The organism is Acidovorax sp. HDW3 (assembly GCF_011303755.1).
Taxonomy (GTDB): Bacteria; Pseudomonadota; Gammaproteobacteria; order Burkholderiales; family Burkholderiaceae_C; genus Paenacidovorax.
On the sequence record NZ_CP049885.1, the window covers coordinates 1,657,768 to 1,671,435 of the forward strand.

Here is a 13,668-nt window from a genome sequence, read left to right on the forward strand (position 1 = left end):
GGTTGCATAAAAGTGTACGGTCGTTCGATTAACTATGCAACCAGTTGCAGTACAGGTTTACCCGCTATAGACTGCGCGCCCATGTCCCTGCCCCACGCCGTGCTCACTTCGCTTTTGGAAAAATCCACCTCGGGCTACGACCTGGCGCGGCGTTTTGACAAATCCATAGGCCACTTCTGGCACGCCACGCACCAGCAGATTTACCGCGAGCTCGCGCGCATGGAGGCCGCTGGCTGGGTCGAAGGCGTTGTGCCGCCCGACGCCGGCAAGACGCGCAAAAAACACTACCGCGTGCTGCCCGCAGGCCGCGCTGAGCTGGCACGCTGGGCGGCAGAGCCCACGCCGCCCATGGACTTGCGCGATGCCTTCACCGTCAAGCTGCGCGCCGATGCGGTGCTGGGTGAAGTCGATTTGGTGCCCGAACTCGAACGCCACCTGGCCCTGCACCAGGCGCAGCTGGCGCATTACCGCCGCATCGAGGCGCAGGACTTTCCAGCAGGCCAGGCCCTGGCCCGCGCCCAGGCCATCCAGCACATGATTTTGAAAAAAGGCATCCGCTACGAAGAAGGCGAAATTGCCTGGGGGCGTGAGATGCTGGCGCTGCTACTGCAAGCCGAAAACGGGCCGGACGGCCCCTAGAATGATTCCTCTATTGCGGAGGGAGACTGCATGTCGTTTTTGCTGGATTTTTTTCGCCGCCTGCTGGGCCAGCGCCCCCCTGCGCCGCCACCGCCCCAGGTGCAAGAGGCCAAGGCGCGCCAACAGTTTGAAACCCTGCAGCAGCTCGCGCCGCTCAAGAACGCCGCCCCGCCCCCGGAGCCCACACCAGCGCCAGCCCCAGAGGCCAGCAGCAACACCTCTTTTATCTGCCGCGAGCCGGTGCTCAACCGCCAAGAGCAAATTGCCGGCTATTTTTTCCACCTGCAAGAGCACTTGCAAGAGCGTCTGCAGGGCAAAAAAGAGCAGCTGCACAAAGCCTACGACGACGCCCTGCTGCGCAGCCTCAACAGCCTGCGCATCCACAAGCTGCTGGGGCACCGCAAGGCGTTCATCCACATCAGCCCGGCCTCGCTCGACAACCCGCTGCTGGCGCTGCTGCCGGCGCACAACAGCGTGCTCATGCTCGCGCCCAACCAGCAGGCCCTCGATGGCGCGCAGCTGCCCACCCAGCTCGCCGCCCTGCGCGCCCGGGGCATGGCCCACGGCTGGGTGCTCGATAGGCAACTGCTGGAGCTGCATCCAGCGCTGCGCACCCTGGCAACGCAGGCCGACTACGTGCAGGTGCACCTGGCCGAATTCGATGGCCTGGAGATCGAGGCCCTGCGCGAGACCCTGAGCAATGGCCGCGCCAGCACCCTGGGGCCGCTGCAGTGGATCGCGCAGGAGCTGCACAGCTTTGACGAGTTCAACCTGTGCTTCCAGGGCGGCTTTGGCTTCTTCATGGGCGACTTCGTCACCAGCCGCGAGAACTGGCACCCGCCCAAGAGCGAGATCAACCGCCTGCTGACCATCAAGCTGCTCAACTTGCTGCGCAGCGACGAGGATCTGAGCGTGATCGCGCAGCAGATCACGGCCGACCCGGTGCTCACCTTCAAGCTGCTGCGCTACCTGAACTCGCCCGCCTTTGGTCTGGCGCAGCCGGTGCTGACCATAGACAAGGCGCTGATGGTGCTCGGGCGCGAGCGCTGCTACCGCTGGGTGTCGCTGCTGCTGTTCGACATCCAGCAAGGCGGCTACCGCGAGCGCGTGCTGGTCGAGCAGGCGCTCACGCGCGCCTTTTTCCTCGAAAGCCTGGCCGGCCAGGGCCAGCTGCAGGGCGCGCCGCCCGAGGAGCTGTTCATTCTGGGCCTGTTCTCCATGCTCGATCTGCTCATCGGCCATGCCATGGACGCCATCTTGCAAGAAACCCACCTGCCCGCCCCCGTGCACGCCGCGCTGCTGGGCCAGGCCGGGCTACACCGCAACGCCCTGCTGCTGGCGCAGGCGCTGGAAAAACAACAGTTTGAAGCCACCAAAACCCTGGCCGACCGCCTGCAGCTGGACTCGCTGCAGGTGCTGTGCCTGAACATGGAGGCCCTGGGCCAGGCGAATGACATCATCGAAATCGGCCACGCCTGATGGGCCGGCTGTGCGATAATGGCGGGCTTTTTGCGGAAAGTACGCCGAGTTTTTTGAATGTGCAAAAGGTTGCACATGGCCTGGCGCGGCTACCGCGAGTCAAAAGAGAGAAGACCATGAAAGAAGGCATTCACCCCAACTACCGCGAAGTGCTGTTCGTTGACCTGTCCAACGGCTTCAAGTTCGTGACCCGTTCCTGCGCCAACACCAAGGAAACCGACACCTTCGAAGGCAAGGAATACCCGCTGTTCAAGCTCGACACCTCGTCCGAGTCGCACCCCTTCTACACCGGCACGCAAAAGTCGGTGGACAACATGGGTGGCCGCGTGGAGAAGTTCCGCAACCGCTTCGCCAAGAAGTAATCTACGCTGCTGGGCGGCCCTGCCGCCCACCGTACGATACAAGGCAGCCGGGCGACCGCGCTGCCTTTTTTTCATCCTGCTCCATGAACCAGCCCAGCCCCGCCATCGTCACGCAAAGCGCCGCGCGCCCGCTGCCGCGCTGGGCGCTGCTGCTGCTGTGCCTGGCCTACGTGCTGCCGGGCTTTCTCGGGCGCGCGCCCTGGCGCCACGCCGACCTGGCGGCCTTTGGCTACATGCGCACGCTGGCGCAAGGCGGCGACTGGCTCGCCCCGAGCATGGTCGGCCTGCAACCCACGGGCGACGGCCTGCTGCCCTTGTGGCTTGGCGCCGCCGCCCTGCGCTGGGCCCCGGCGGCGCTCCCCCCCGAGCTGGCGGCGCGCCTGCCTTTTGTGTTCCTGCTCATCCTGACCCTGCTCGCCACCTGGTACGCCGTGTACTACCTGGCGCGCAGCCCCGGCGCACAGCCCGTGGCCTTTGCCTTTGGCGGCGAAGCGCTGCCGCAGGACTACGCGCGCTCCATCGCCGATGCCGGCCTGCTCGCCCTGCTCGCCTGCCTGGGGCTGGCGCAGCTCGGGCATGAAATCACCAGCTACCTCACCCAGCTCGCCTGCACGGCGCTGGTGTTTTTTGCCGCCGCCATCTTTCCGCACCACCCGCGCCGGGGCAGCGCAGCCATGCTGCTCGGGCTGCCTGCGCTCACGCTCTCGGGCGCGCCCACCGTCGCCCTGCTGCTGGGCCTGGGTGCGGCAGCGCTGCTGCGCTACGCCCCGCTGACGGCGCACGACCGCAGCAGCCGCTGGGCCCTGGCCTGGCTCGCCACCAGCGCCGCCTGCGCCCTGCTCGCCAGCGCCCTGGATCTGTGGGTCTGGCGCATCGAGGCGCCGCACGCACTCTGGCCCTACGCCCAAACCATCGCCCGCATGTTGATCTGGTTTGGCTGGCCGGCCTGGCCGCTGGCGCTGTGGACGCTGTGGCGCTGGCGCCGGCAAATCTGGAGCCGCCGGGGGCACCGCCACCTGTGGCTGCCGCTGGGGCTGGCCTCGGTCATGCTGGCCGTGTGCCTGTGCACCGAGCCCGCCGACCGCGCCCTGCTGCTGGGCCTGCCGGCACTCTCGGCCCTGGCGGCCTTTGCCCTGCCCACGCTGCAGCGCAGCCTGGCGGCGCTGATCGACTGGTTCACGCTGCTGTTCTTCAGCGCCTCGGCCATTGCCATCTGGGTCGTCTGGCTCTCGCTGCAAACGGGGTTTCCGGCGCAGCCAGCGGCCAACGTGGCGCGCCTGGCGCCCGGCTTTGAGCCGCATTTTTCCGCCCTGCCCTTTGCCCTGGCGCTCGCCGCCAGCGCCGCCTGGTGCGCCCTGGTGTACTGGCGCGCAGCGCGCCAGCGCCACGCCCTCTGGAAAAGCCTGGTGCTGCCCGCCAGCGGCACCACCTTGGCCTGGCTGCTGCTGCTGACGCTGTGGCTGCCGCTGCTGGACTACGCACGCAGCTACGCGCCGCAGGTGCAGCGCATCGTCACCACCTTGGGCAGCGCTCCAGGCTGCGTGCTGGTGCAAGACCTGGGCGATTCACAGGTGGCGGCGCTGCAGTTTCATGGTGGGCTGGATTTACGCCCCGTCGCCAGCGCCGCCGCGAATGACTGCCACTGGCTGGCCGTGGCCAGCACCAGCACCGATTTGCCGCCGAGCTTCACGCCGCCGCCAGGCCAATGGCTGCTGTACGCCGCCATTGGCCGCCCCACAAGCCGCCAAGAGCGCATCGTGCTGCTGCACCGGGTCGATTGATGTCGGAGCGCACCACCGTGCTGCGCCACGCCGCCACGGTGCTGGCAGGGCAATTGGCCGTCATGGCCTACGGCATTACGGACACCATCGTCGCCGGGCGCCATGCGCAGGCGTCGCTGGCAGCGCTGTCGGTGGGCTCGTCGATTTTCATCAGCGTCTACGTCGCCCTCATGGGCGTGCTGCAGGCGCTGCTGCCGGTCTGGGCCGAGCAGCGCGGCGCGCGCGACAGCGCCGCCATAGGCCGCTCGCTGCGCCAGGCGCTCTACCTGTGCCTGGGCGCCGGCCTGCTGGGCGTGGCGCTGCTGCTCTCGCCCGGGCCGCTGCTGCGCTGGACCGAGGTGCCGCCGGCGCTGCAAGGCGAGGTCGAGCGCTACCTGGCGGTGCTGGCCCTGGCCCTGGCGCCAGCGCTGCTGTTTCGCGTCTATTGCACGCTCAACCAGGCGCTGGGCCACCCGCAACTCGTCACCTGGCTGCAGGTGGCGGGGCTGGCGGCCAAGGTGCCGCTGTCGATCTGGTTCACCTTCGGCGGCGCCGGCCTGCCGGCGCAAGGCGCCGTCGGCTGCGCCTGGGCGACGCTGGTGGTGAACACGCTGCTGCTGGCGCTGGCGCTGTACCTGCTGCGCACGCAAAACCTGTACCAGCCACTGGCGCTGTGGCAGCGCCTGGAGCGCCCAGACGTGGCGCAGCTCGCCGCCTTCTTGCGCCTGGGCCTGCCGGCGGGGCTGTCGATCATGGTGGAAGTGACGTCGTTCACGCTGATGGCGCTGTTCATCGCCCGCCAGGGCCTGCTGGCCACGGCCAGCCACCAGATTGCGGCCAACATCACCGCCGTGCTCTACATGGTGCCGCTGTCGCTGGGCATTGCCGCCAGCGCGCGCGTGAGCTACTGGCGCGGCGCCGGCGACGAGGCCCGCGCCGCCGCCGTCGCCTGGATGAGTTTTCGCCTTGCAGCGCTGATGGCGCTTGCGCTAGCAGCTCTTCTTTTCATAGCAAGAAAGCCCTTGGCCGGGCTCTACAGCAGCGACCCCGCCGTGGCCGCCCTGGCCGCCGCGCTGCTGCTGTGGGTGGCCGCCAGCCACCTGGGCGATGCGCTGCAAACCCTGTGCGCCTTCGTGCTGCGCAGCTACCGCGTGACGCTGGCGCCGCTGCTCATCTACTGCAGCCTGCTCTGGGGCGCCGGCCTGGCCGGGGGTTACAGCCTGGCCTACCACGGCTGGGGGCCTTGGGCCGGGCAGGCGCTGCCAACACCGTTCTGGGCTGCCAACGGCCTGGCCCTGGCGGTGACGGCAGCGCTGTTCACGGCCTTGCTGGCGCGCACGCTGCGCCGGCAGCACGCAGGCGCAGCGCCGGCAGCGTAACGGCAAATTCCGAGCCCTGGCCCACGGTGCTGGCCACCTCCAGCTGCGCGCCATGGCGCTGCAGGGCGTGCTTGACGATGGCCAGGCCCAGGCCGGTACCGCCGGTCTCGCGCGAGCGGCTGCGATCGACGCGGTAAAACCGCTCGGTCAGGCGCGGCAGGTGCTCGGGCGCAATGCCGGGGCCGCTGTCGCGCACGGCAAAGCGCGCACCGCCTTCGGGCTGCGCCTGCCACTGCACGACGATCCTGCCGCCCGGCGGGGTGTAGCGCACGGCGTTGCCGATGAGGTTGGAGAGCGCGCTGTGCAGCTCGGCAGCGTTGCCAGCAATGTCGCCCGCCGCCTGCAGCGCACTGCGCTCAGGAAACACCAGCTGCTGCGCCGGCGCGCCTTCGGGCGTGAGCAGCTGCGACAGCGCCTGCGCCTCCTCCTCGCAGCGCGCCAGCAGCGACGCCACAGGGTGCCAGTCATGTATGCCAGGCAGCGGGCTGCCTTCGAGGCGCGAGAGCATCAGCAGGTCTTGCACCACGCTGTGCATCCGCGCCGCCTGCTGCGCCATCAGGCGCAGGTAGCGCGCCCGCTCGGCCTCGGGCAGGGGCAGGGTCTGCAGGGTTTCGATAAAGCCCATCAGCACCGTCAGCGGCGTGCGAATTTCATGCGAAACGTTGGCAACGAAGTCGCGCCGCATGGCCTCGGCCTGCTCCAGCGCCGTGACGTCGCGCGAGAGCAGCAGGCACCGGCCGTCGCCATACGGGTGCAGGTGCACCGACAGGCGCACCGGGTGCGTCGGGGTGCTGGCGCGCCCGGTCAGCAGCAGGTCGTGCGTGAAATCGCCACCGGCGTAATAGGCGCTGAAGGCGGGCTCGCGCAGCAAGTTGCCAATCGACTGCATCAGGTCGCGCTCTATCTCCAGGCCGAAATGCTCGGCTGCCGTCTGGTTGAACCATTCGATGTGGCCCGCGCCATCGAGCAGCACCAGGCCGTTGGGCGAGGCCTGCAGCGCCTCCAAAAACGCCTGCAACCGTGCTGTACTCGCGTCCACCTGTTTGTCGCGCTCGCGCAGCAGGCGGCGCAGGCGGTCGCAGGCTTCGCCCCACAGGCCCTGCAGCACCGGCGCCTGCGCCATCTCGGCGTTGGCGCGCAGCCAGGTGAGTACGCGCAGGCCGCGCCAGGTTTCGACGCCAAAGGCAAACCAGGAGGCCAGCAGCACCCCCACCAGCGCCCCCCATGGGCCCCAAGCCCACCAGCCCAGTACGGCAGCGAGCAGCTGCAGGGTCAGAAAAAAGAAAAAGCGCCAGGCCATGGGGCATCCTGCTTTTAGAAACAAATGGGCTCTAGCCCAATACCATCAAGCGTCAGCCGCTATCAATTTTGCTGAATCGACCTGGGCCGTAAGGCGATAGCCGGCGCCGCGCACCGTCTCCACCATGGTGCTGGCGCTGCCCAGGGCCTCGCGCAGGCGCTTGATGTGCACGTCCACCGTGCGCTCCTCGATGTAGACATGATCGCCCCAGACCTTGTCGAGCAGCTGGGCGCGGCTGTGCACGCGCTCGGCGTGCTTCATGAGGTAGTGCAGCAGCTTGAATTCGGTCGGCCCGACCTTGAGCGGCGCGCCCTGCCAGCTGACGCGGTGCGTGCCGGCATCGAGCTGCAACGCGCCGATGCTGACGCTGTCGGCCACCTGCTCGGGCGCACGCCGGCGCAGCACGGCGCGGATGCGCGCGAGCATCTCCTGCGTGGAAAAGGGCTTGGTGATGTAGTCGTCGGCGCCCGCGTCCAGGCCCGCCACCTTGTCAGGCTCGTCGCCGCGTGCGGTCAGCATGAGGATGGGCACGCTCTTGCTGCGCGGGTCGGCGCGCCACTTGCGCGCCAGCTGCAGGCCGCTCATGCCCGGCAGCATCCAGTCGAGCAGGATGACGTCGGGCAGCACGGCGTTGAGCTCGCGCTGCGCGGCCTCACCGTCTTCGGCCCAGATGGGGGTGAAGCCGTTGTGGCGCAGGTTGACGGCAATCAGTTCGGCAATGGCAGGCTCATCCTCGACGATGAGCACCAGGGGAAATTTTTTCATTGCAATACGGATTCGATCTCGTCGAGCGCCTGGTGGCGCACGTCCTTGCCCTTGACGAGGTAGATGATGAGTTCGGCCACGTTCTTGGAGTGGTCACCGATGCGCTCGATCGCCTTGGCCAAAAACAGCAGGTCCAGGCTGGCCGAGATGGTGCGCGGGTCTTCCATCATGTAGGTGATGAGTTTGCGCACGAAACCGTCAAATTCGCGATCGATAAGGTTATCTTCTTTCAAGATAGCCACCGCAGCACGCACATCCAGGCGCGCAAAGGCATCGAGCGCCTTGCGCAGCAGGCCCGAGGCCAAATCGGCCGCCACGCGCAAATCGGAGCTGGGCAGCGAGCGCGCGGCGCCGCTTTCGATGATGGAGCGCACCATGCGCGCCATGCGCGTGGCTTCGTCGCCCATGCGTTCGAGGTTGGCCGTCGCCTTGGAGAACGCCATCAGCAGGCGCAGGTCGCGCGCCGTCGGCTGGCGCCGGGCAATGATGGTGGTCAGCTCGTGGTCAATCTCCACCTCCATCTGGTTCACGCGCTGCTCGATGGCCTCCACCTGCTCGGCCGCCTCCAGGCTGAAGTGCGAGAGCGCGGCGATCGCCTGGCGAATCTGCGATTCCACATGCCCGCCCAGCTCCATGACGCGGGCGGAGACCTGGTTGAGTTCGCTGTCGAATTGGGAAGATAGATGTTTGTCTGTCATGGGTCGTCCAATGGTTTTTCTCCTTCCCCCCTTGGGGGAAGGCTGGGATGGGGGCTGGCTGCCAAGGCACACGCCGCAGCCCCCACCCCAACCCTCCCCCAGAGGGGGAGGGAGCGGGCACTCAGCCAAATCGGCCTGTGATGTAGTCCTCGGTCTCCTTGCGCTGGGGCTTGAAGAACATTTCCTGCGTGGCGCCAAATTCCACCAAATCGCCCAGGTACATATAGGCCGTGTAATCGCTGCAGCGCGCTGCCTGCTGCATGTTGTGCGTGACGATGACGACCGTGTAATCGTCCTTGAGTTCGGCAATCAGCTCCTCGATTTTGGCCGTGGAGATGGGGTCGAGCGCCGAGCACGGCTCGTCGAGCAGCAGCACCTCAGGTTTGATGGCAATGCCGCGCGCAATGCACAGGCGCTGCTGCTGCCCGCCCGACAGGCCCGATCCGCTTTGCTGCAGCTTGTCTTTGACCTCGTTCCACAGCGCCGCCTTGCGCAGCGCCCATTCGACGCGCTCGTCCATGTCGGTGGCGTTGAGGTTCTCGAACAGCTTCACGCCGAAGGCGATGTTGTCGTAGATCGACATCGGGAACGGCGTGGGTTTTTGGAACACCATGCCCACCTTGGCGCGGATCAGCGCCACGTCCTGGCGGCTGGTGAGCAGATCGTCGCCGTCGAGCAAAATCTGGCCCTGGGCGCGCTGCTCGGGGTACAGCTCGAACATGCGGTTAAAAGTGCGCAACAGCGTCGATTTGCCGCAACCCGAAGGCCCAATGAAGGCCGTGACCTTGTTGGCCGGAATATCGAGGTTGATGCCCTTCAGGGCGTGGAACTTGCCGTAGTAAAAGTTCAGGTCGCGCACGGCCAGCTTGGCACGCGGCGGCTCGGGGGGCAGGGGAACGGGGGACATACGGGTTTCCTTATTTTTGGCGCGTCAGCACACGCGCCAGGATATTGAGGCCCAGCACCGCAGCGGTGATGAGGAACACGGCCGCCCAGGCGAGCTGCTGCCAGTTCTCGTAGGGGCTCATGGCAAATTTGAAGATCGTCACCGGCAGGCTGGCCATGGGTTTACCCAGGTCAGCGTTCCAGAATTGGTTGTTGAGCGCCGTAAACAAGAGCGGCGCCGTCTCGCCCGCAATGCGCGCCACGGCCAGCAGCACGCCCGTAATCACGCCAGCGCGGGCGGCGCGCAGCGTCACCAGGGTGATGACCTTCCACTTGGGCGTACCCAGGGCGTAGGCCGCCTCGCGCAGGCTGGCGGGCACCAAGAGCAGCATGTTCTCCGTCGTGCGGATGACCACCGGGATGACGATCAGCGCCAGCGCCAGCACCCCGGCCCAGCCGGAAAAGCTCTTGAAGCGCGCCACCACCACGGTGTAGACGAACAGGCCCAGCACGATGGAGGGCGCCGACAGCAGGATGTCGTTGACAAAGCGCGTGCTGGCCGCCAGCGGGCCGTTGCGGCCATATTCAGCCAGGTACACACCGGCCAGAATGCCAATCGGCGTGCCAATGAAGGTGGCCAGCGCCACCATGATGAACGAGCCCCAGAGCGCGTTCGCCAGGCCGCCGGCCTCGTTCGGCGGCGGCGTCATCTCGGTAAAAAGCGACAGCGACAGGCCCGACAGGCCCAGGCGCAGCGTTTCCCACAAAATCCACACCAGCCAGAACACGCCAAAGGCCATGGCTGCGAGCGACAGGGTGAGCGCGATCTGGTTCACGCGCCGGCGGCGGGCAAAGCGCGCCTGGCGCGATTGCGCCAGGGCGGCAGCCCCCAGGAGTTGTTCAGACGTCGTCATGCGCGCGCTCCCTCGCCTTTTTGCAGGCGGCCCAGCAGCAGTTTGGACAGCGCCAGCACCACAAAGGTAATGAAGAACAGCACCAGCCCGAGGTAGATCAGCGAAGCCTGGTGCAGGCCCTCGCCGGCCTCGGCAAATTCATTGGCCAGGGCCGAGGTGATGCTGTTGGCAGCCTCGAACACCGAGAGCGAGTTGAGCTGGTTCATATTGCCAATCACAAAGGTCACCGCCATGGTTTCGCCCAGGGCGCGGCCCAGGCCCAGCATCACGCCGCCGAGCACGCCGGTCTTGGTGTACGGCAGCACCACTTTCCACACCACCTCCCAGGTGGTGGAGCCCAGGCCGTAGGCCGACTCCTTGAGGAGCAGCGGCGTCACTTCAAACACGTCGCGCATGACCGAGGCGATGAAGGGAATGATCATGATCGCCAGGATGATGCCCGCCGACAAAATGCCAATGCCCACCGGCGGCCCCGACACCAGCGCGCCCAGGTAGGGCACGCCCTTGAACAGGCTTTGCAGCGGCTGCTGCACCCAGGTGGCCAAAATGGGGCCGAACACCATCAGCCCCCACATGCCATAGACGATGGAGGGCACCGCCGCCAGCAGCTCGATGGCCGTGCCCAGCGGGCGCTTGAGCCAGGCGGGCGAGAGCTCGGTCAGGAACAGCGCAATACCAAAACTCACCGGCACGGCAATCAGCAGCGCAATGGCCGAGGTCATCAGCGTGCCGTAGATCATCACCAGGCCACCAAAGTCACCCTGCACGGGGTCCCAGGCGCTGCTGGTAAGAAACCCCAGGCCGTATTGCGCGATGGCGGGCCAGGCGCCGATCACCAACGAAATCAACACGCCCAAGAGCAGCGCCAGGGTCAGCAAAGCCGCCCCCCGCGCCAGGGCGGCAAACAGCCTATCGGCCCAGCGCGCAGGCAGCCAGGAGCTGCGCTGCGGCGGGCCACCGGATTGCACCAGGGGGGGCGCGGCAGAAGTCAAAGTGGTGGACATGGGTTTTTGTGGATGCATTGCGGGAGTATTACCCCTCTCCCGCCAGGGGAGAGGGGTGAGCCTCTTACTTGACCGCCACCGGCTTGCCCGCGCCGTCCACGATCTGGCCCCAGGACTTGGCGATCACGCCCTTGACCGATTCGGGCATGGGCACGTAGTCCAGGTCGGCAGCGGTTTTATCGCCACCCTGGTAGGCCCACTCGAAGAACTTGAGCGCGGTCTGCGCCTGCACCGGCTTGTCCTGGCTCTTGTGCATCAGGATGAAGGTCGCGCCCGTCAGCGGCCAGGCGGCCTTGCCCGGCTGGTTGGTCAGGATTTGGTAGAAGCTCTTGCTCCAGTCCGCACCGGCGGCAGCGGCCTTGAAGCTGTCATCCTCGGGCGATACAAAAGCGCCCTCGGCGTTTTGCATCTGCACGTACGCCATCTTGTTTTGCTTGACGTAGGCGTACTCCACATAACCAATGGAGTTGGCCAGGCGGCCCACAAAGGCGGCCACGCCCTCGTTGCCCTTGCCACCGGCGCCCATGGGCCAGTTCACCGCAGTGCCTTCACCCACCTTGGCCTTCCACTCGGCGTTCACCTTGGAGAGGTAGTTGGTAAAGATGAAGCTGGTGCCCGAGCCATCGGCGCGGCGCACCGGGGCAATGTCTGCATCGGGCAGATTCACGCTGGGGTTGAGCGCCTTGATGGCCGCATCGTTCCACTTGGTGATCTTGCCCAGGTAGATATCGCCCAGCACCTGACCGCTCAACTTGAGCTGGCCCGGGGCAATACCTTGAATGTTGACCACCGGCACCACGCCGCCGATCACGGTGGGGAACTGCACCAGGCCCTTCTTGGCCAGGTCTTCGTCCTTGAGCGGCGCATCGGAGGCACCAAAGTCCACCGTCTTGGCCTCGATCTGGCGCAGGCCCGCGCCCGAGCCGACGGACTGGTAATTGATCTTCACGCCCGTGGCCTTGTGGTAATCGGCCGCCCACTTGGCGTACAGCGGCGCCGGAAAGCTCGCACCCGCGCCGGTGGCCTCTTGCTGCGCCAGGGCCGCAGGGGCAACAACTGCAGAGGCCAGACCGGCCACCAAAACACGCATCAGGGTCAGTTTCATGCAAAAACCTTTGAAGGTTGTGGAAAGGATGGGAGCGAATGTAGGCAGGCTTTGTGACAGTGCAATGACAAAAGGCCGCCGTCATACACCTGTCGCACAGGGGGTGTTGCCACAGCGCATGGCGTCACAGCACTGTCACGCAGCTTCCCTAGGCTGCCGGGTTTCCCTCCAACCCCACACCATGCCTGCCACCCCCCTGCCTCCCCTGCCCCGCCGCCGTTGGCTCCAGCGCTGCGCTGCGGTCAGCGCCGCCGCCCTGGGCGGCCCCTTCGCCCTGGCCCAGCCCGGCACGGCCAGCGACGAGCCGCCCCTGACCATCGCCCAGATTGCCGACATGTCGCCCAGCCAGCAGGACGTGAGCCGCGACTTCGTCACCGGCGCGCGCCTGGCCTGGCAAGACTTCAACGCCCGGGGCGGCCTGCGCGGGCGGCCCGTGCTGCACCGCGTGATCGAGCACCACGGCGATGGCGCCCAGCTCCAAAGCAACTGGCAACGCCTGCAGGCCGACCCCAACTGCCTGGCGCTGGCCGGCTGCGTGGGCGAGCGCACCGCCAGCGCCCTGGTCACGCTGCAGCAGGCCGAGCGCGGCAGCACCCTGGCGCAGATTGCCCCCTGGCTGCACAGCCACAGCACCACCCAGGGCGAAGACCTGCTGTTTGGCATCTTCCCCGACTACCGAGCGCAAATCGCCCACGCCCTGAAAAACCTCGCCAGCATGGGCGTGCAAGAGCTGGGCGTGGTCTATGCCAGCGCGGCGCTGCGCACGCAAATGCAAGCCCCGGTGCAGCAGGCCGCGCGGGCCCTGGCCCTGCGCACGCAGGCGCTGCCCGAATCCTCGGGCCGCGTGCAGCCGCAGCAGGCCATGGTGCTGTTCGTCGGTGGCACACCCGAGCTGCACGACTTCTTGCGCCGCCTGGCGCTGCAGCCCGGGCGCCAGTGCTTCATCGTCGCCCTGGCCGACGTCAACCTGCAGGTGCTGGCACAAATGGGCGCCACGCCGCGCAACGTCTCCGTCATCGCCACCCAGGCCGTGCCCCTGGTCAGCGCCGGCCTGCCCATCGTGCGCGCCTACCGCGAACGCCTGGCGCGGCTGTACGACGAACCACCCTCGCCCCAGGGCCTGGCCGGCTTCATCAGCGCGCGCTACACGGCGCAAGCCCTGGCCAACGTCAACGGCCCCCTCACACGCGCGAGCCTGCTCGCCAGCCTGCGCCAGCGCCAGGGGCTTGATTTGGGCGGCTTTGGCATCGCCTTCCAGGGCCGCCAGCCGGTGGGCAGCAGCGTGACGCAAAGTATGCTCAGCAGCAACGGCCGCATCGTCGGCTAATGCCTCGGCGGTGCTATGCTGCGCCGCTTTTCACCCCCCCTCCTGCCGCCC

General features: G+C 67.1%; 13 protein-coding genes. 6 read left to right on the forward strand and 7 right to left on the reverse strand.

Annotated features, from left to right (window positions below; all coding sequences use genetic code 11):
- The first annotated feature begins 81 nt into the window (after nucleotides 1-81).
- The 5 genes from G7045_RS07485 (at nucleotide 82) to G7045_RS07505 (ending at nucleotide 5,619) form a co-directional block, all read left to right on the forward strand.
- Nucleotides 82-639: a PadR family transcriptional regulator gene (locus tag G7045_RS07485; RefSeq protein WP_166159061.1), complete on the forward strand. Its 558-nt coding sequence runs from the start codon at nucleotides 82-84 to the stop codon at nucleotides 637-639.
- Nucleotides 640-669: 30 nt separating this feature from the next.
- Complete coding sequence (locus G7045_RS07490) at nucleotides 670-2,118, forward strand: EAL and HDOD domain-containing protein (protein ID WP_166159062.1); 1,449 nt, start codon at nucleotides 670-672, stop codon at nucleotides 2,116-2,118.
- Between the two features lie 116 nt (nucleotides 2,119-2,234).
- On the forward strand, nucleotides 2,235-2,480 hold the full coding sequence (locus G7045_RS07495; RefSeq protein ID WP_166159063.1) for a type B 50S ribosomal protein L31: 246 nt from the start codon (nucleotides 2,235-2,237) through the stop codon (nucleotides 2,478-2,480).
- A gap of 83 nt (nucleotides 2,481-2,563) precedes the next feature.
- Nucleotides 2,564-4,261 carry a hypothetical protein gene (locus tag G7045_RS07500; protein WP_166159064.1) on the forward strand — a complete coding sequence of 566 codons (1,698 nt, stop codon included), beginning with the start codon at nucleotides 2,564-2,566 and terminating at the stop codon, nucleotides 4,259-4,261.
- A complete protein-coding gene (locus G7045_RS07505; RefSeq protein ID WP_166159065.1) occupies nucleotides 4,261-5,619 on the forward strand; it encodes an MATE family efflux transporter in 1,359 nt (452 codons plus the stop codon). The genes G7045_RS07500 and G7045_RS07505 overlap by 1 nt, the downstream gene beginning before the upstream one ends.
- Here G7045_RS07505 and phoR read toward each other — a convergent pair.
- The 7 genes from phoR to pstS form a co-directional block, all read right to left on the reverse strand.
- A complete protein-coding gene (gene phoR / locus G7045_RS07510; protein WP_166159066.1) occupies nucleotides 5,558-6,919 on the reverse strand; it encodes a phosphate regulon sensor histidine kinase PhoR in 1,362 nt (453 codons plus the stop codon). The genes G7045_RS07505 and phoR overlap by 62 nt on opposite strands.
- Before the next feature lie 45 nt (nucleotides 6,920-6,964).
- The gene (gene phoB / locus G7045_RS07515; protein WP_166159067.1) at nucleotides 6,965-7,684 is read right to left on the reverse strand and encodes a phosphate regulon transcriptional regulator PhoB; all 720 of its coding nucleotides are present in this window, start codon (nucleotides 7,682-7,684) and stop codon (nucleotides 6,965-6,967) included.
- Nucleotides 7,681-8,382, reverse strand: coding sequence for a phosphate signaling complex protein PhoU (phoU, locus tag G7045_RS07520; protein WP_166159068.1), 702 nt, complete (start codon nucleotides 8,380-8,382; stop codon nucleotides 7,681-7,683). The genes phoB and phoU overlap by 4 nt, the downstream gene beginning before the upstream one ends.
- A 121-nt stretch (nucleotides 8,383-8,503) precedes the next feature.
- Nucleotides 8,504-9,289: a phosphate ABC transporter ATP-binding protein PstB gene (gene pstB / locus G7045_RS07525; protein WP_166159069.1), complete on the reverse strand. Its 786-nt coding sequence runs from the start codon at nucleotides 9,287-9,289 to the stop codon at nucleotides 8,504-8,506.
- A gap of 10 nt (nucleotides 9,290-9,299) precedes the next feature.
- Nucleotides 9,300-10,181, reverse strand: a complete 882-nt coding sequence (gene pstA / locus G7045_RS07530) for a phosphate ABC transporter permease PstA (RefSeq protein ID WP_166159070.1) — start codon at nucleotides 10,179-10,181, stop codon at nucleotides 9,300-9,302.
- Entirely contained in the window at nucleotides 10,178-11,185 is a 1,008-nt protein-coding gene (gene pstC / locus G7045_RS07535; protein WP_240919180.1) for a phosphate ABC transporter permease subunit PstC, read from the reverse strand. Before pstC ends, pstA begins: the two co-directional genes overlap by 4 nt.
- 64 nt (nucleotides 11,186-11,249) lie before the next feature.
- Nucleotides 11,250-12,290 carry a phosphate ABC transporter substrate-binding protein PstS gene (pstS, locus tag G7045_RS07540; RefSeq protein ID WP_166159071.1) on the reverse strand — a complete coding sequence of 347 codons (1,041 nt, stop codon included), beginning with the start codon at nucleotides 12,288-12,290 and terminating at the stop codon, nucleotides 11,250-11,252.
- 181 nt (nucleotides 12,291-12,471) lie between these two features.
- Here pstS and G7045_RS07545 point away from each other — a divergent pair, with 181 nt between their 5' ends.
- A complete protein-coding gene (locus tag G7045_RS07545) occupies nucleotides 12,472-13,617 on the forward strand; it encodes an ABC transporter substrate-binding protein (protein WP_166159072.1) in 1,146 nt (381 codons plus the stop codon).
- Nucleotides 13,618-13,668 lie beyond the last annotated feature (51 nt).

Bases quoted from the DNA above. Each gene is read 5' to 3' on its own strand.
- G7045_RS07500 (WP_166159064.1), top strand. From the start codon at position 2,564: ATGAACCAGCCCAGCCCCGCCATCGTCACGCAAAGCGCCGCGCGCCCG.
- pstC (WP_240919180.1), bottom strand. From the start codon at position 11,185: ATGTCCACCACTTTGACTTCTGCCGCGCCCCCCCTGGTGCAATCCGGT.
- phoU (WP_166159068.1), bottom strand. From the start codon at position 8,382: ATGACAGACAAACATCTATCTTCCCAATTCGACAGCGAACTCAACCAG.
- phoR (WP_166159066.1), bottom strand. From the start codon at position 6,919: ATGGCCTGGCGCTTTTTCTTTTTTCTGACCCTGCAGCTGCTCGCTGCC.
- G7045_RS07545 (WP_166159072.1), top strand. From the start codon at position 12,472: ATGCCTGCCACCCCCCTGCCTCCCCTGCCCCGCCGCCGTTGGCTCCAG.
- G7045_RS07485 (WP_166159061.1), top strand. From the start codon at position 82: ATGTCCCTGCCCCACGCCGTGCTCACTTCGCTTTTGGAAAAATCCACC.
- pstB (WP_166159069.1), bottom strand. From the start codon at position 9,289: ATGTCCCCCGTTCCCCTGCCCCCCGAGCCGCCGCGTGCCAAGCTGGCC.
- phoB (WP_166159067.1), bottom strand. From the start codon at position 7,684: ATGAAAAAATTTCCCCTGGTGCTCATCGTCGAGGATGAGCCTGCCATT.
- pstS (WP_166159071.1), bottom strand. From the start codon at position 12,290: ATGAAACTGACCCTGATGCGTGTTTTGGTGGCCGGTCTGGCCTCTGCA.
- G7045_RS07505 (WP_166159065.1), top strand. From the start codon at position 4,261: ATGTCGGAGCGCACCACCGTGCTGCGCCACGCCGCCACGGTGCTGGCA.
- G7045_RS07495 (WP_166159063.1), top strand. From the start codon at position 2,235: ATGAAAGAAGGCATTCACCCCAACTACCGCGAAGTGCTGTTCGTTGAC.
- G7045_RS07490 (WP_166159062.1), top strand. From the start codon at position 670: ATGTCGTTTTTGCTGGATTTTTTTCGCCGCCTGCTGGGCCAGCGCCCC.
- pstA (WP_166159070.1), bottom strand. From the start codon at position 10,181: ATGACGACGTCTGAACAACTCCTGGGGGCTGCCGCCCTGGCGCAATCG.